Raw genomic sequence first — 16822 nt, 5'->3', positions numbered from 1 at the left:
CCCGGCCGTGCCCCCAGCCAGTGCCGCCGCTGGCACCGACGCTCCATGACAGGCACACAACTGCTGCTCGATCTGGAAATGGCCCGCCACATGGGCCGCGCCGACTTTCTTCTGGCCCCGTCCAATGCCGCGGCCCTTGCGGCGCTGGACGACTGGCGGAACTGGCCTTTGAACCGCCAGCTTCTGTGTGGGCCGAAGGGGTCCGGGCGCACCCACCTGCTGCGGATCTGGCAGGCCGAAACCGGTGCGGCGCTGCTGTCAGGCCGTGATCTGTCACCAGACGCGCTGGAACTGGCCGCGACGGCCCCCGGATTGGCGGTGGATGACGCCGACCGGACCGCCGGGGATGCCGGGCGGCAAGAAACCCTGTTTCATCTGTTCAATCTGGTGCAAAGCCGGGGCGTGCCGCTGCTGCTGGCCGCCCCTGACGCCCCCGGCACGTGGGGCCTGACCCTGCCCGATCTGGAAAGCCGGGTTCAAACCTGCCCCATCGCCCGCCTGCAACGCCCGGATGACCATCTGCTGCGCATGGTGCTGTGCAAACTGTGCGACGACCGACAGTTGGCCATCGGTGACGAGACCCTGACCTATCTGGTTACCCGCATGGACCGCGCACTCGATGTGGCATACAGGGTTGTTAATGCCCTTGACCACGAGGCATTGTCTCGGCAAAAGCGCGTGTCCCGCACCATGGCCGCCGAGGTACTGTCCCGTCTTTTTCCCAACGCGGACCAAATGTGATGCTTAGTAACGAACCGACCCGTGCAACCTTTGCCGATTTTCTAAATGGACCAAAGCCAGAGCCGGTCGTGCTGAAGGGCAAGGATTTCACCGGACCGGATCGGTTTTTTAACCGCGAATTGTCGTGGCTGGCCTTCAACTGGCGGGTGTTGGAAGAGGCGGCTGACAAGGCGGTTCCCCTGCTGGAACGCCTGCGCTTTGTCTCAATCTCCGCCACCAATCTTGACGAATTCTACACCGTTCGCGTCGCCGGATTGCGCGAATTGGCCCGGGCTGGCAACGTCACCACGGCCGCCGACGGCCTAAGCCCGGCAGATCAGTTGGTGTTGATCAACCGCGAAGCCCGGGTTCTGATGCAGGCCCAGCAACAGGCGCTGTCCGCTCTGCGGCGCGATCTGGCCAGTGAAGGCATCCGGATCCTGACCCGTTCGCGGCTAAACAAGGCCGATCGCACTTTCCTGACGGACCTCTTTATGTCGCAGGTCTTTCCGGTTCTGACCCCCTTGGCCGTGGACCCGGCGCATCCCTTTCCCTTCATTCCCAACACCGGCTTTGCCCTTGCGTTGATGCTGGAACGGCGCAGTGACGGCAAACCGCTGCGCGCGCTGCTGCCGATCCCGCAACAGATCGCCCGCTTCATCAACCTGCCGTCCAAGCCCGGCGAACACCGGGTGCTGCCGCTGGAAGAATTGCTGCTGCTACATGTCGACAGCCTGTTTCCCGGCCATTGCCTGACTGGCGATTGCCGGTTTCGGGTGCTGCGCGACAGCGATCTAGAGGTCGAGGAAGAGGCCGAAGATCTGGTGCGGGAATTCGAAGTCGCTCTGAAACGGCGGCGGCGCGGTCAGGTGGTCCGGCTGAAAATCTCGGCTGGGGCTCCGGCCGAGCTGCGCAGCATCATTTCGAACCAACTGCACGTCACCGAAGACGAAATCATTGAGATCAAGGGCATGATCGGCTTGGCCGATCTCAAGGAACTGGTGTTCGAAAATCGCCCCGACCTGCTGTGGCCCGCCTATACGCCGCGGGTGCCGGAACGGGTGCAAGATCATGACGGCAACATGTTCGCCGCGATCCGCCAGAAGGACATGCTGCTGCATCACCCGTATGAGACCTTTGATATGGTGGTGCGGTTCCTGCAACAGGCGGCGCAGGATCCCAATGTGCTGGCCATCAAGCAGACGCTCTATCGGACGTCACGGGACAGCCCCATCGTCGCCGCCCTGTGCGAGGCCGCCGAAGACGGCAAATCGGTCACCGCTTTGGTCGAATTGAAGGCCCGCTTTGACGAGGCCGCCAATATTCGCCAATCGCGGATGCTGGAACGGGCCGGCGCGCTGGTGGTCTATGGCTTCACCAATTACAAAACCCACGCCAAGATCAGTTCCGTGGTCCGCCGCGAGGGCGACAAGCTGGTGACCTATTCCCATTACGGCACCGGCAATTACCATCCGATCACCGCGCGCTTTTATACCGACCTGAGTTTCTTCACCTGTGACGAGGCCTTGGGGCGCGATGCCAACAAGGTGTTCAACTATATCTCAGGTTATGCCGAGCCCGCCGCGCTTGAGAACCTGTCGCTGGCGCCAGCAACCCTGAAATCCGATATCCTGACCATGCTGGAACGCGAGGCCAACTTTGCCCGCGCCGGCAAGCCCGCCGATGTCTGGGTCAAGATGAACGCGCTGGTGGAACCGGACGTGATCGACGCGCTATACGCTGCCAGTCAGGCCGGGGTTAAAATCAACTGCGTCATCCGCGGCATCTGCGGCTTGCGACCCGGCATCAAGGGTCTGAGCGAAAACATCCGGGTCAAATCCATCGTGGGCCGCTTTCTGGAACACTCCCGGATCGTCTGTTTCGGCAACGGTCAGGGCCTGCCATCGGCGAAGGCACGGGTGTTCATTTCGTCGGCCGACTGGATGGGGCGCAACCTGAACCGGCGGGTCGAAACGCTGGTCGAATGCAAGAACCCCACCGTCAAGGAACAGATTGTCAGTCAGATCATGGCGGCAAATCTGTGCGACGAAGCGCAAAGCTGGGTGCTGACCCCGAATGGCACCTCGACACGGCCCCGGACCGATACCCCCGAAGGCATGTTCAGCTGTCACCGCTTTTTTCTGGAAAACCCGTCCCTGTCGGGGCGCGGTTCGGCCGGGGTCGGCGATGCCCCGCGATTGGCCCCGCCCACCTCAAGCGCCATAGACGGCGCGATCCTCGACAGTCAGATCGACTAACCGCAACCCCCCCGCAAGGGACGGAGACCCGATGGACATGTTGGCTACAGAGACCACCGACGATTGGGGCCCTTTCGGCCGCCCCTTATTCAACGACGATGACGCCCGCAATCTGTCGCGGGTCGGCGTGGTGGATGTTGGGTCAAACTCGGTCCGTTTGGTGATCTTCGACGGCGCGGCCCGTTCGCCCGCCTATTTCTACAATGAGAAAATCCTTTGCGGCCTCGGCGAAGGATTGGATGAAACTGGCCGGTTGAACCCGCGTGGCCGGCAACGGGCACTTGACGCGATCCGCCGCTTTCAGACCCTTGCCGACGGGTTAAATCTGGCACCTTTGACGGCCGTGGCCACTGCCGCCGTCCGCGAAGCCAGCGATGGGCCAGAGTTCTGCGCCGAGGTTCTTCACAGTACCGGCCTACGCTTGCACGTCATCGACGGCACGGAAGAGGCCCGACTAGCGGCGCAGGGCGTTCTGCTGGGCTGGCCGTGGGCGGACGGTCTGGTCTGTGATATCGGCGGCTCGTCCATGGAACTGGCGGTGCTGACCGATGGCAAGGTCGGCCAGCGCGGCACCGCACCGCTTGGCCCCTTGCGCCTGAACCGGATTTCCGGCGGCAAGAAGGGGCTGCGCGCCCATATCGAAAAAGAGATCACCCTCCTGCGCGACAAGATCGAGGCAAGCCCCCGGCCTCTGTATCTGGTTGGCGGCTCGTGGCGGGCCATCGCCCGGCTGGACATGTATCGACGGAATTACCCGCTGAAGGTCTTGCACGAGTACCACATGACCGCCGCCGAGTTGCGCAAAACGCTGAAATGGATCGAGACCGCCGATCTGGACACCATTCGCCCCGAAACCGGCATCAGTGCGGATCGCCTGGCGCTGGTGCCGATTGCAGCACAGGTTCTGGCCGGGGTGCTGCGGGTTCTGAAACCCCGTGAGATCAACATATCAAGCTTCGGCCTGCGCGAAGGGCTGCTTTATGAGCAGATGCCGCCGCGCCTGCGCAACCGTGACCCTTTGATTGAGGCGTGCCAGTTTGCCGAAGCCAAGGACGCCCGGGTGCCCGGCTTTGGCAAGGAACTGTACCGCTTCATCCGGCCACTTTATTCCCGCGCCCCGGTGGCCCGGCTGCGGCTGATCCGGGCGGCCTGCCTGCTGCATGATGTCAGCTGGCGCACCCATCCCGATTATCGCCCGGATGTCTGCTTTGATTATGCCACCCGCGCCAATCTGGGCGGGCTGAACCATCAGGGCCGGGTGTTTCTGGGGCTGGCCCTGCTGCACCGATACAAGAACTCGCGGTCCAGTGACCGTTTCGACCCGCTACTGTCGCTGATTGCACCCGACGACATCGTTCAGGCCGAAATTCTGGGCAAGGCCATGCGGTTTGGGGCCATGTTCACCGCTCAGAACGGCGACAGTCTGGGCGGCCTGCGTTGGCATTCGCAGCAAAAGAAGCTGGTTCTCAGCATCGGACCAAAGGCAATGGCCCTCTATGGCGAGGTGGCGCAGGCCCGGTTCCTGTCTTTGGCCAAAGCCCTTGGCGCAGAGACCGATGTGGTCGCGCTGCGCCGAAGCCGCCCCTGAACTGGCCCGCCTAAGACGGGGCGGGTCGGGCGTCCCCCGTTGCCAAGGCCGCCGCACCGCGCCACACTGGCACCGAATTCGCAACAGACGGGCACGGCGATGGACCCCAGTTTTTGGCATGACAGATGGGCGAAGGGCCAGATCGCCTTCCACGAAGGGGCACCCAACAGTCTGCTGTGCGCCCATTTATCGGCGCTGGCGCTGAGGCCGGGTGCGCGGATCTTTCTGCCGCTGTGTGGCAAGACCCGCGATATTGCATGGCTGTTGGCGCAGGGCTTTCACGTGACCGGGGCCGAGCTGAGCCAACGGGCGATTGACGCGCTCTTTGCCGGGCTTGGCATCACCCCCACGATCCAAGACCTCGGCCCCCTGCGGCAGTATTCAGCACCCGGCCTTGATCTGTTCGTCGGGGACATCTTCGATCTGCCCGCCGACCGGCTTGGGCCGGTGGATGCAGTCTATGACCGGGCGGCGCTGGTGGCCCTGCCCCGCGATCTGCGCGACCGTTATGCTGCGCATCTGACCGCGATAACGGCCACCGCCCCGCAACTGCTGATCTGTTTTGAATATGACCAAAGCGCGGTAGACGGACCGCCCTTTTCGGTCCCCGCCGCCGAAGTGGACCGCCTTTATGCGGCGACCTTCGCGCTTATCGACCTGCAAACCCGCGCAATCGAGGGCGGCCTGAAAGGCATCATCCCGGCGCAAGAAACCATCTGGCACCTGCGCCCTAAGATCGGTTCGCTCTAAGCCGGATCAGTCCAGTTCGGTCCAAGGCCACGGCTTCACTTCGCTGCCGCCGGTCTGATAGCGGGCGGCTTTGGCGACCCAGATCCCCAGATCGGTCCCGAAATCGGCCAAACGCGGATTCGGCACCCGCGAATTGACCACCATGATGACAAATTGCACCACAGTCACCACGCCCAAAATCGTTTGGGCCAAGGAAATCATCACCGCGATCAGGATCATATGGATCAGGCGCAGCAGCATGTTTTCCTTGATCGCCGGTTCGTCTTGTTCGCCGTACAAGCGCCCTGCTAATTTCTCGTCGTGATCTGGCATTGCGTTCCCCTGTCCTCACCGACCCCGTGGTCGCGGCCAGCCTAGCACAGACCGCAGCATGCCAGCAATTTCCCCGATCCCGCCGCGCGCCTCAGGCACCCGCTTGGATTTGCTCCCACGCGCGATTGATTGCCACCATGCGTTTCTCGGCCAATTTCAGGGCTTCGGGCGGCACGCCCCGGGCAATCATCTGGTCGGGATGGGTCTGGCGCACCAGCTCGCGCCACGCCGTGCGGATCTCGGCCGGATCATCCTCAGGGCTGACCCCCAGCACATCGTAAGGGTCGGGCTCACTGTCGCATACCAGACGGGCGCGGATACGGTTAAACTCGCGCGGCGTCAGGCCAAAGATTTCCGCTACCCGGGTCAGAAATATCTCTTCGTTCGGATGAAAGCCGCCATCGGCCATGGCAATATGGAACAGCCCTTCCACCAGATCGGCCAGAATCTCTGGTCGCCCATGCAGCATGCGGGCGATCTGCTCGGCATAGGCTTCAAAACCGGCCACATCCTGACGCGCCAGATTGAACACCCGCGCCGCGTTGGCCTCTTCGGCGGGGGGAATGTGAAACACCTCGCGGAAGGCCGTCACTTCTGATCGGGTCACGTGACCGTCGGCCTTGGCCATCTTGGCGCCGAGGGCGATCACCGCGATGGCAAAGCCGACCGAGCGTTCCGGGTCAGTGCGCAGGCGGGAAAACACCTGCGACAGGGGTTCGCCCTTGGCAAGAGCAGCGAGCGCGTCAGCTATGCGGGTCCAGATCGACATGGGCGGCACCCTAGCGGCCCGACGCGGCGCGTGCATCTGCATTTTCACCCCTGCGGCAAGCCGTCCGCCCGCGCGGCATTTGCGCCAACGTCATAGGCGTTTTTGCATCAACACGAGGTCCAGCCAGACCCCGTTTTTCCAGCCGGTTCCGGGCATCCGCCCGGTTTCGACATAACCCAGCCGCGCGTGAAAGGCTTGGGCGGCCGCATTGCTGCCGCTGATCGCCGCCACCATGGTTTCCACACGTTGGGCGCGGGCGTGATCTTCTAATGCCTGCATCAACTGCCGTCCGACGCCGCGCCCTTGCGCCGCCTCTGGCAAAAGAATGGTGTGTTCCATCGTGTAACGATAGCCATCGTTGTCGCGAAACAGCCCATAGGTCGCAAATCCCAAAAAGCCGTCCGCCGCCTCGGCCACCAGATGCGGGTGCCCGGTGGCTGCCTTGCGGATCAACTCTTGTTCAAATTCCGCGACCGGCTTCTCAGTGCTGCGGAAAATCCGGTCATGCGCCCGCAGTTCTTGATTATAAAGCGCAGCAATCGCCGGTAAATCCGCGGCAGTGGTGGGCCGGATCCAAAGCGCGGTGAGGGGCCGCAAGGGAACAAACTCGGTCATCAGCAGGTACCTTTCAAAACAAATCCCGGCGCCACCGTCCTGCACCCGGCACGCCAAGCCAAGCCGTCGCAGAGGTCGGCAACCGGGCCAACGCGTCACCTGCGCAAATTACACACGCCCAAGACGGGGAAAATGCACAATTTTGGCAATGCCGTCCCCCAAAGGCACCCGCACCAACCTAAGGTGGCGCGGAGACCGGTGGCTCAGGCGGCATGCGCCCTTCGGATCAGATCGAGGATCTCGCGGGCGGCCTGCGGAATATTGGTGCCCGGCCCAAAGATCGCCTTGACCCCTGCATCCTTCAGGAAGGCATAATCCTGCTGCGGAATGACACCGCCGCAGATCACCAGAATCTCGCCCGCGCCCTGCCGCTGCAATTCCGCGATCAGTTGCGGCGCGAGCGTCTTGTGCCCCGCAGCCTGCGAGGAGATTCCGATCACATGCACGTCATTGTCGATGGCATCCTGCGCCGCCTCAGCCGGGGTCTGAAACAGCGGCCCGACATCGACGTCAAAACCGATATCGGCAAAGGCGGTGGCGATGACCTTGGCCCCCCGGTCATGACCGTCCTGCCCCATCTTGACCACCAGCATCCGCGGACGGCGGCCCTGTTCTTCGGCAAACGCCTCGATGTCCTTCTGGATCGCAGCAAAGCCATCGTCGCCCGCATAGGCCGCGCCGTAAACCCCGGCGAGGGTGCGGACCTCGGCCCGGTGACGCCCGAATACTTTTTCCATCGCCATGCTGATCTCTCCCACGCTGGCCCGCGCCCGGGCGGCCTGCACCGCTGCGGCGAGCAGATTGCCCTTGCCCGTGCGGGCGACGTCCTCAAGCGCCGCAAGGGCGCCCTCGACCGCCGCCGCATCGCGGCTTTGCCGGATGCGGTCCAGGCGCGCGATCTGGCTGTCCCTGACAGCAGCGTTGTCGATATCCAGAATGTCGATCGGGTCCTGCTTGGTCAGCTTGTACTTGTTGACGCCAACGATCACATCCGTGCCCCGGTCAATCAGGGCCTGCCTTGTGGCGGCGCTTTCCTCAATCCGCAGCTTGGGCATGCCGGAGGCCACCGCCTTGGTCATGCCGCCCAGCGCCTCGACCTCTTCGATCAGCGCCCAGGCCTGTTCGGCCATCTCGGCGGTCAGGCTTTCGACGTAATACGACCCCGCCAGCGGATCGACCACATTCGTCACCCCGGTTTCTTCCTGCAGGATCAACTGGGTGTTGCGCGCAATCCGGGCCGAAAACTCGGTCGGCAGGGCGATGGCCTCGTCCAGTGCATTGGTATGCAGGCTTTGCGTCCCGCCCAGCACCGCAGACATCGCCTCATAAGCCGTCCGCACCACGTTGTTATACGGGTCCTGCTCGGCCAGGCTGACGCCGCTGGTCTGGCAATGGGTCCGCAGCATCGACGATTTCGGATCCTTCGGCTCAAACTCGGCCATGATCCGGCTCCAGAGCAGGCGCGCCGCCCGCAGCTTCGCCGCCTCCATGAAGAAATTCATCCCGATGGCGAAGAAAAAGCTCAAGCGCCCGGCAAACCGATCCACATCCATGCCGGCGGCAATCGCGGTGCGCACATATTCGCGGCCATCGGCCAGCGTGAAGGCCAGCTCCTGCACCAGATTGGCCCCGGCCTCTTGCATGTGATAGCCCGAGATGCTGATCGAATTGAACTTCGGCATATGGTCCGCAGTGTATTCAATAACGTCGGCCACGATCTTCATGCTGGGCTCGGGCGGGTAAATATAGGTGTTGCGCACCATGAACTCTTTCAGAATATCGTTCTGAATGGTCCCCGACAGCAGCGACTGATCATGGCCCTGCTCTTCGCCCGCGACAATGAAGCTGGCCAGCACCGGAATCACCGCCCCATTCATGGTCATGGACACCGACACCTTTTCCAGCGGGATGCCGTCAAACAGGATCTTCATGTCCTCAACGCTGTCAATCGCGACCCCGGCCTTGCCCACATCGCCCTCAACCCGCGCATGATCGCTGTCATAGCCCCTGTGCGTCGCCAGATCGAAGGCTACCGACACCCCCTGCTGCCCCGCATCCAGCGCCTTTCGGTAGAAGGCGTTGCTCTCTTCGGCAGTGGAAAAGCCCGCATATTGCCGGATGGTCCAAGGCCGCCCGGCATACATCGTCGCCTTGACCCCACGGGTGAAAGGCGCGGCCCCGGGGACCGACCCAAGATGACTTAAGCCCTGCAAATCAGCCTCTGTATACAAGGGCTTGACCTTGATCCCCTCTAACATTGTCCACGTGAGATCGTCCAAAGGCCGACCGCGCAATTCTTTCATAGCGATGGTTTTCCAGGTCTCTACATCATCGGTCATTGGCACGCTTACCTTCTGATTGGCGCAGGCCCGGCGGTGCCGCTGCTCTGACAAATTGCGGTTTCGACATCTAAGCCCCAGTTCGGACTTCGATTTATCGCCCGGAAAGACTATATGTGGGACTATAAGGAGGCCCTATGTTCCAATCCATCGTTGCCCTCGTCATTCTGACTGCCACGATCACCAGTGCCGCCGCCCAGCCGGTCGAGATCCCCAGCGCCGGGGATGCCATGCCGGAGGCCCAATCACTGATCACGCCGTCTGACGATCTGGCCACATTCCTCTGGACGGCGCGCCCGGTCGTGGTCTTTGCCGACACCCCGAACGATCCGCGTTTTATCCAGCAGATGGAGTTGCTGGAGGCCCGCAAACAAGAGCTGTTCGACCGCGATGTCGTGGTTCTGGTCGACACCGACCCGGACGCCATGTCACCCCTGCGCACCAAATTGCGCCCGCGCGGCTTTTCGCTGGTGCTGCTTGGCAAGGATGGGCAAGTGGTCATCCGCAAGCCCGCCCCATGGAACGTCCGCGAACTGACCCGGCAGATCGACAAAATGCCCCTGCGCAAGCAAGAGGTGCGGGACCGCGCGCTTTTAAATTCGGGCGGCTGATCGGCCCGCCGCAAATGCCGCCTGATTGCCCCGGCCCCCAAGCGCCGGGGCCCCGGGCAGACCGTGTACAAAAGGGCCACGCTGCCTTGGTCATCCCTGCTATTCAAACTCCATGATCACGTCATCCACCGCCAGATTATCCCCGGCGGCGACGTTGATCTTGGTGATGGTGGTGGTCTTCTCGGCCCGCAGGATGTTTTCCATCTTCATCGCTTCGACCGTGCACAGGGCTTGACCCTCTTGCACCGTATCGCCGACCGCGACGTTTACGTTCACAATTAATCCCGGCATCGGGCAAAGCAGCAGCTTCGACGTGTCCGCCGCGACCTTTTCCAGCATGTGGGCGCTCAGTTCCGCCGCACGAGGCGTTCGGATCAGCGCTGTCAACTCGGCACCGCGGGTGCGCAGACGGAAGCCGCCAGCGATCTTGTCCACCTTCAGCACCAAGGGCGCGCCATCCACATCGATCACTGCCAAGCGGGTGCCCGGGGTCCAGTCCGAGCGCACCGAGACAACGCGCCCATCGGCAAACCGCACCTCAGCCCCATCGCCCTGCCCGGCCACGGTCACGGCATAGCTCTCGCCTTGCAGGCTGACGACCCAGTCATCCCCGACCTTGCGTTCATGGTTGTCCATCCGGCCCGACACCCGGGTACGGCGAATTTCGGCCAGCCGGTACATCGCCGCCGCCGAAGCCGCAACCCGCACCATCTCAGCCTCCGGCAGGGACACACCCTTGAAGCCATCGGGATACTCTTCGGCGATAAACGCTGTGGTGATGTCGCCGCTGATGAATTTCGGATGATCATAGACCGCCGACAGAAATGGCAGGTTGTGTCCGATGCCCTCCACCTCGAAACTGTCCAGCGCCACCCGCATGCCCTCAATCGCCTCGGCGCGGGTCGGGGCCCAAGTGCACAGCTTGGCGATCATCGGGTCATAGAACATGCTGATCTCGCCGCCCTCAAAGACGCCGGTATCATTGCGCACCACCGCCGTTTCCGTGGCGATCTCGGCGGGCGGGCGATAGCGGGTCAGCCGCCCGATCGACGGCAGGAAGCCGCGATACGGATCCTCGGCATAGAGCCGGCTTTCCATCGCCCAGCCCTTCAACTGGATGTCATCTTGGGTGAAACTCAACGCCTCACCATTGGCGATCCTGATCATCTGCTCGACCAGATCGATGCCGGTGATCAATTCAGTCACCGGATGCTCAACCTGCAAGCGGGTGTTCATCTCAAGAAAATAGAAATTCCGGTCACCATCGACGATAAATTCGACCGTCCCGGCGCTGGCATAGCCCACCGCTTTGGCCAAAGCGCAGGCCTGCTCACCCATCGCCTTGCGGGTCTCGGGGTCCAGAAACGGGCTCGGCGCCTCTTCGATGACCTTCTGATTGCGGCGCTGGATCGAGCATTCCCGCTCGTGCAGGTACACTGCATTGCCGTGACTATCGGCCAGAACCTGAATTTCAATATGGCGCGGCTGGGTAATGAATTTCTCAATGAAAATCCGGTCATCGCCAAAGCTGCTGGCGGCCTCATTCTTCGATGACTGAAACCCCTCGCGGACCTCGTCTTCCTTCCAGGCAATCCGCATGCCCTTGCCACCGCCACCCGCGCTGGCCTTGATCATCACCGGATAGCCGATCTCGCCGGAAATCCGCACCGCATCGTCGCCATCGGCGATCACCCCCATATAGCCGGGCACCGTGTTGACCCCTGCCGCTTGGGCAATCTTCTTACTGGTGATCTTGTCACCCATCTTCTCAATCGCGCCCACCGGCGGCCCGATAAAGGCCACCCCTGCGGCCTGCAACGCTTCGGCAAATTTGCTGTTCTCGCTCAAGAAGCCATAGCCCGGGTGCACCGCCTCGGCGCCACTGGCCCGAACTGCCGCCATCACCTTGTCGATCACGATATAGGACCGGTTGGCTGGCGACGGCCCGATATGGATCGCCTCATCCGCCATCTGCACATGCAGCGCCCGGCGATCCGCATCGGAATAGATCGCGACCGTCGATAGGCCCATGGTCCGGGCCGTCTTAATCACCCGGCAAGCGATCTCACCGCGATTGGCAATCAGGATCTTCTTGAACATCGTCCGGTCCCTTTCAAACGAAAAACCCCGCCCCGGCACATGGCCGGAACGGGGCAATAAGGTCAGCGGCCTGAGGGCCACCAACGGACGCGGCAAACGCGGCGTCAGATCTGCGATCAGTTGTTCGGGCAGGTGCCCAAAGAGCGACAGGTCGCGCCAGCAGCGCCGCCCAGCAATGCGCCCGTGACCGGATCTCCGGCCACGACCTGCCCCGCAGCACCGCCGATGACCGCACCGGTCGCGGTGCGCTCAAGGTCGGTGTTGCCGCAAGCCGACAGTGCCAAAATTCCGATAATCCCCGATATTTTTCCCAGCCAAGCCATTTCTTGTCTCCTCGTTGGTCGTTGCCTCCGCGCAAGGTGCGCGAACTGACTCTTACAACGCCTGTTGGTGCAGAACAGTTGCCTTCTTCCTTCGATTTCTTAAAATCGGCGGAACTTTGCCCCAAACCCGGCTGAAACCCGCTCATTCCCAATCGTCCTCGGGCGGTTCATCATCCTCATCATAATTGTCCTCGGCGGGCGCGGCGAACACCCCGGGAAAGGTCATCTCTGCCAGTTTCACGTCGATCCGCAGCAAGGCTTCATAGCTGGCCGGATCAAACGGGTCTTCGGCGGGAATCACTTCGCGCCCGAACACCCACGACAACCGGCCTGCATCCAGATTTCCGCGCTCAAATGGTTCTTCGCCGAAATGTTCCCACAGGGCCGCCATGAACCCCTCATCCGCACGCTTGTCCGGCGGACGGCGATCCTTGAACCGCTCGCGCCGGGTCAGCGGCGTCACGCCACGCGGATTGCCGCGCCGGACGACGAATTGGTAATCCGATCCCGGAAGCCGCCCGGGAAAACCGCGATGTTTTAACATGATTTGGGTCCTTTCTGAATTCGCGCATGACGAATCCAACGAATTCTGTGCTCTGGGCTGGCTAGCAGAGAGGCGATCTGCGCCTCAACCTGCACTTTTGGCGGCATCCTCCCAAACACCGCCCCTCCAGCCCAGAGCGTCATGCCCGCATCGTCCTCCACGACACGGACAACTGGTGAAAACCCCCGGATCTGCCGCAGCAGCCGCCAGAGGTCCTTTCGTACTTCATGGGCAAGTGCCCCTTTGCGCAACGCAGGAAACCGGGTCTCGGCCGACAGGTCGAACCGCGCTGGCAGGTGCCGCGCCAAGGTCAGGCCGTCCCCGTCCCGAACCATATGCCACCGGTCACTCACGGGCGCTTTGCCACCATGTCGATCTCAACCAAGGCCCCGACGGCCAGCGCGGTGACGCCGATCGTGGTGCGCGCCGGCAGGTGTTCCGCGTCGAAATAGGACCGATAGACCCAGTTGAACGCCGCAAAATCGCGCTCGAACTCGGCCAGATAGCACCGGCATTGCACCACATTTTCCAAGTCCAGCCCCAACCCGGTCAGAACCCGGCGCAGGTTGTCAAAAACCTGCCGGGTCTGGGCATCGATGCCCTGTGGGATCGGCTTGTTGGGATCGTCTGGAAAGGTGGGCATTTGTCCGGTCAGAAAAATCCAGCCATCAATTTCGGTGGCGTGACAGAACGGTCCGACCGGCTTGGGCGCATCTTTCACAAAATGGAAGTCAGGCAACGGCATTTACGTCTCACTCATAAATCAGGTTAATTTCGCCTTACCGGCTGCAAAGTTTTGGGCCACGCCGTAGAAAGTTTGCAGCGGTGCATACCGGGCCTTTGTAGCAGAGCAGGCCCACAAACCCGCTCTAGTCTGATAAACGCCCCGATGAAAGTCCGACGAAAGTCCGATAAAAGTCCGATCCAATAAATCGCGTTCAAAGTGGGATGTTGTCGTGCTTCTTCCACGGGTTTGTCAGGCTCTTGTTGCGCAGGCTGGCAAAGGCCCGGGCCACCCGCCGCCGGGTCGAATGCGGCATGATCACCTCGTCGATGAAGCCCTTTTCGGCGGCCACAAACGGATTGGCGAACCGGTCTTCATAATCCTTCGCCCGGGCCGCAATCTTATCCTTATCGCCCATTTCTGACCGGTACAGAATCTCGGTTGCCCCCTTGGCCCCCATCACCGCGATCTCGGCCGTGGGCCACGCATAGTTGAAATCGCCGCGCAGGTGTTTCGAGGACATCACGTCATAGGCCCCGCCATAGGCCTTGCGGGTGATCACGGTCACTTTCGGCACCGTCGCCTCGCCATAGGCGAACAACAGCTTCGCGCCGTGCTTGATGACGCCGCCATATTCCTGACTGGTCCCCGGCAAGAATCCCGGCACATCAACCAGCGTCAAAATCGGAATTTCAAAGGCATCGCAGAACCGGACAAACCGCGCCGCCTTGCGGCTGCTGTCAATGTCCAGACACCCGGCCAAGATCATCGGCTGGTTGGCGACGACGCCAACCGTTCGGCCTTCCATGCGGATGAAACCGGTGATCATGTTCTTAGCGAACTCTTCCTGAATCTCATAAAAATCGCCCTCATCCGCGACCTTCAGGATCAGTTCTTTCATATCATATGGCTGGTTCGGGTTCTCTGGAATCAACGTATCGAGGCTTGGCTCAACCCGTTGTGGATCATCATAAAATGGTCGAACCGGCGGTTTCTGGCGATTGTTCAGCGGCAGAAAATCGACCAAGCGGCGCACTTCGGTCAGGGCCACCACATCGTTCTCAAACGCGCCATCGGCAACGCTGGATTTTCGGGTGTGGGTCGACGCGCCGCCCAGTTCTTCGGCGGTGACGACCTCGTTGGTGACGGTCTTCACCACGTCCGGCCCGGTCACGAACATATAGGACGTGTCTTTCACCATGAAGATGAAGTCGGTCATGGCCGGGCTATACACCGCGCCGCCCGCACAGGGGCCCATGATGACGCTGATCTGAGGCACGACCCCGCTGGCCAGCACGTTGCGCTGGAACACCTCAGCATAGCCGGCAAGGCTGGCCACCCCTTCTTGGATGCGGGCGCCGCCACTGTCGTTCAGCCCGATCACCGGCGCACCGTTCTGCATCGCCATATCCATCATCTTGCAGATCTTCAGCGCGTGGGTTTCGGACAAAGAGCCACCAAAGACCGTGAAATCCTGACTGAAGACATAGACCATCCGGCCATTGATTGTGCCCCAACCGGTGACCACACCATCGCCTGCCGGGCGGTCGCCCTCCATGCCGAATTCGGTACAGCGGTGGCGGACGAACATGTCAAACTCTTCGAACGATCCATCGTCCAACAGCAATTCGATCCGCTCGCGCGCCGTCAGCTTGCCCTTGGCGTGCTGCGCCGCGATCCGCCGCGCCCCGCCGCCCAGCCGCGCATCGTCCCGCCGATCTTCAAGTAGCTGCAAGATGTCTTTCATGTGACGCGTTTCCTTCTCTTGTCGCGAAGACTATATAGTCCTGCCATCTGGTCAAAGCTCTTTTCAGAAAATTTGCAAAGTCCTTTGAGAAGCGTGGATGCAAATTGAATAAATGCAAAGTTATTTGCGCGGCCGTCGGCACGGCAGGTCGCGCCAGTGGGAAAGGCACATTGATGAGTCCTCGACCAAAGGTCCGCTTTCTGGATCGACGCACGCCGCCGCATATTATGACCCTCGTCATCCTGACTGGGCTGAACGCGGCGACGATGAATATCTATCTGCCCTCGCTGCCCCATATGGCCGCGCATTTCCAAACCGACTACGGCGTCATGCAACTGTCGGTCTCTTTGTTTCTGGCGGTCACGGCGGTCCTGCAACTGTTTCTCGGGCCACTGTCTGACCGCATCGGTCGCCGCCCGGTCATACTCGGCGCGCTCTGTATCTATGTTTTGGCCACCTTGGGCACGCTGTATGCCCCGACCATCGAACTTTTTTTGATGTTCCGTATGGCGCAAGGCGTTGTGGTTGCCGGAATGGTTCTGGGACGCGCCGTGGTGCGCGACATGTACCCTCAAGATCAATCCGCATCGATGATCGGCTATGTCACCATGGGGATGGCCATCGTGCCGATGATGGCGCCGCTGCTTGGCGGCACCTTGGATCAGCTGTTTGGTTGGAAAGCCAATTTCTGGGTACTGCTAAGCCTCGGCGTGACCGTTCTGGCGCTGGCATGGTGGGACATGGGCGAGACCGCCACCCGTCAATCCAAGACCCTGTCCGAGCAGATGCGCGAAGCGCCCGAACTGCTGACCTCGCCGCGCTTCTGGGGCTATAGTCTGGCCGCGATGTTTTCATCCGGTGCGTTTTTCTCATACTTGGGCGGGGCGCCCTTTGTCGGCACGCAGGTCTTTGGCCTCAACCCGGCCGAGCTGGGCTTTTTCTTTGGCGCGCCCGCTGTCGGCTATGTGGTCGGCAATGCGATTTCGGGCGCCTACTCGGTCCGGCTTGGCATCAATGCGCTGGCCATGGCCGGGGCGCTCTGCGTCGCGCTTGGCACCCTTGCGTCATTGCTTGTGGTCTATGCCGGTTTCGGCACCGTCTGGACCTTTTTCGGCTTCACTATTTTCGTCGGGCTTGGCAATGGCATGGTGTTGCCCAACGCCACCGCCGGAATGCTATCAGTGCGCCCCAAGCTGGCCGGGACGGCCTCGGGCTTGGGCGGGGCGATGATGATCGGCGGCGGCGCGGCCCTGTCCAGCCTATCCGGTGCCGTCCTGACCCCAGAGTCCGGGGTCAGCCCGCTGCTGTGGGTGATGCTGGGCTCATCGCTCTTGTCCTTCGCAGCCATGGCCATGGTTTTGCGCCGCGCCCGCATCTTGGCCCGCACCGAGCAGCGATAAAAAAGGCGGGGGCGCCCGGCGC

16 protein-coding genes are annotated in these 16822 nt (G+C 61.8%); 6 read left to right on the top strand and 10 right to left on the bottom strand.

Translation table 11 applies throughout. The features are described 5' to 3' along the window. The 4 genes from BV911_RS15860 to tmpT form a co-directional block, all read left to right on the top strand. Positions 1-741: hypothetical protein (locus BV911_RS15860; RefSeq protein ID WP_371588276.1), on the top strand; the 741-nt coding region annotated here is incomplete at its 5' end. Then, positions 741-2978, top strand: coding sequence for an RNA degradosome polyphosphate kinase (locus BV911_RS15855; protein ID WP_086054588.1), 2238 nt, complete (start codon positions 741-743; stop codon positions 2976-2978). The genes BV911_RS15860 and BV911_RS15855, both read left to right, overlap by 1 nt. Positions 2979-3009: 31 nt before the next feature. After that, on the top strand, positions 3010-4566 hold the full coding sequence (locus BV911_RS15850) for a Ppx/GppA family phosphatase (RefSeq protein ID WP_240512283.1): 1557 nt from the start codon (positions 3010-3012) through the stop codon (positions 4564-4566). 99 nt (positions 4567-4665) lie between these two features. Continuing rightward, positions 4666-5316 carry a thiopurine S-methyltransferase gene (tmpT, locus tag BV911_RS15845; RefSeq protein WP_086054587.1) on the top strand — a complete coding sequence of 217 codons (651 nt, stop codon included), beginning with the start codon at positions 4666-4668 and terminating at the stop codon, positions 5314-5316. Between the two features lie 6 nt (positions 5317-5322). On the opposite strand, the gene BV911_RS15840 is transcribed toward tmpT, so the two are convergent. From BV911_RS15840 to scpA, 4 genes are all read right to left on the bottom strand, one after another. After that, positions 5323-5628 carry a DUF4389 domain-containing protein gene (locus BV911_RS15840; protein ID WP_086054586.1) on the bottom strand — a complete coding sequence of 102 codons (306 nt, stop codon included), beginning with the start codon at positions 5626-5628 and terminating at the stop codon, positions 5323-5325. Positions 5629-5719: 91 nt separating this feature from the next. Then, on the bottom strand, positions 5720-6397 hold the full coding sequence (locus BV911_RS15835; protein WP_086054585.1) for a molecular chaperone DjiA: 678 nt from the start codon (positions 6395-6397) through the stop codon (positions 5720-5722). 90 nt (positions 6398-6487) lie between these two features. Next, positions 6488-7012, bottom strand: a complete 525-nt coding sequence (locus BV911_RS15830; protein ID WP_086054584.1) for a GNAT family N-acetyltransferase — start codon at positions 7010-7012, stop codon at positions 6488-6490. Between the two features lie 203 nt (positions 7013-7215). Continuing rightward, positions 7216-9351 (bottom strand): methylmalonyl-CoA mutase, encoded by a 2136-nt coding sequence (scpA, locus tag BV911_RS15825; protein WP_086054583.1) that lies wholly within the window; start codon positions 9349-9351, stop codon positions 7216-7218. Between the two features lie 137 nt (positions 9352-9488). Between scpA and BV911_RS15820 the strand changes: the two genes are divergently transcribed. Further along, entirely contained in the window at positions 9489-9962 is a 474-nt protein-coding gene (locus BV911_RS15820; RefSeq protein ID WP_086054582.1) for a DUF4174 domain-containing protein, read from the top strand. 99 nt (positions 9963-10061) lie between these two features. Here BV911_RS15820 and BV911_RS15815 read toward each other — a convergent pair whose 3' ends face one another. From BV911_RS15815 to BV911_RS15790, 6 genes are all read right to left on the bottom strand, one after another. Further along, positions 10062-12062 carry an acetyl/propionyl/methylcrotonyl-CoA carboxylase subunit alpha gene (locus tag BV911_RS15815; protein WP_086054581.1) on the bottom strand — a complete coding sequence of 667 codons (2001 nt, stop codon included), beginning with the start codon at positions 12060-12062 and terminating at the stop codon, positions 10062-10064. A 116-nt stretch (positions 12063-12178) separates the two neighbouring features. Beyond that, positions 12179-12385 carry a hypothetical protein gene (locus BV911_RS15810; RefSeq protein WP_086054580.1) on the bottom strand — a complete coding sequence of 69 codons (207 nt, stop codon included), beginning with the start codon at positions 12383-12385 and terminating at the stop codon, positions 12179-12181. Positions 12386-12527: 142 nt separating this feature from the next. Continuing rightward, positions 12528-12929: a hypothetical protein gene (locus BV911_RS15805; RefSeq protein WP_086054579.1), complete on the bottom strand. Its 402-nt coding sequence runs from the start codon at positions 12927-12929 to the stop codon at positions 12528-12530. Further along, positions 12923-13282: a hypothetical protein gene (locus BV911_RS15800; protein WP_240512282.1), complete on the bottom strand. Its 360-nt coding sequence runs from the start codon at positions 13280-13282 to the stop codon at positions 12923-12925. The genes BV911_RS15805 and BV911_RS15800 overlap by 7 nt, the downstream gene beginning before the upstream one ends. Further along, a complete protein-coding gene (locus tag BV911_RS15795) occupies positions 13279-13674 on the bottom strand; it encodes a RidA family protein (protein ID WP_086054577.1) in 396 nt (131 codons plus the stop codon). Before BV911_RS15795 ends, BV911_RS15800 begins: the two co-directional genes overlap by 4 nt. Before the next feature lie 193 nt (positions 13675-13867). Further along, positions 13868-15400 carry an acyl-CoA carboxylase subunit beta gene (locus BV911_RS15790; protein WP_086054576.1) on the bottom strand — a complete coding sequence of 511 codons (1533 nt, stop codon included), beginning with the start codon at positions 15398-15400 and terminating at the stop codon, positions 13868-13870. 173 nt (positions 15401-15573) lie between these two features. On the opposite strand from BV911_RS15790, the gene BV911_RS15785 reads away from it, so the two are divergent. Further along, complete coding sequence (locus tag BV911_RS15785; RefSeq protein WP_086054575.1) at positions 15574-16800, top strand: multidrug effflux MFS transporter; 1227 nt, start codon at positions 15574-15576, stop codon at positions 16798-16800. The last annotated feature ends 22 nt before the right edge of the window (positions 16801-16822 follow it).

Source organism: Pseudoruegeria sp. SK021, assembly GCF_002119405.1.
GTDB lineage: Bacteria > Pseudomonadota > Alphaproteobacteria > Rhodobacterales > Rhodobacteraceae > Meridianimarinicoccus.
This window is presented reverse-complemented; position numbering and strand designations above follow the sequence as displayed.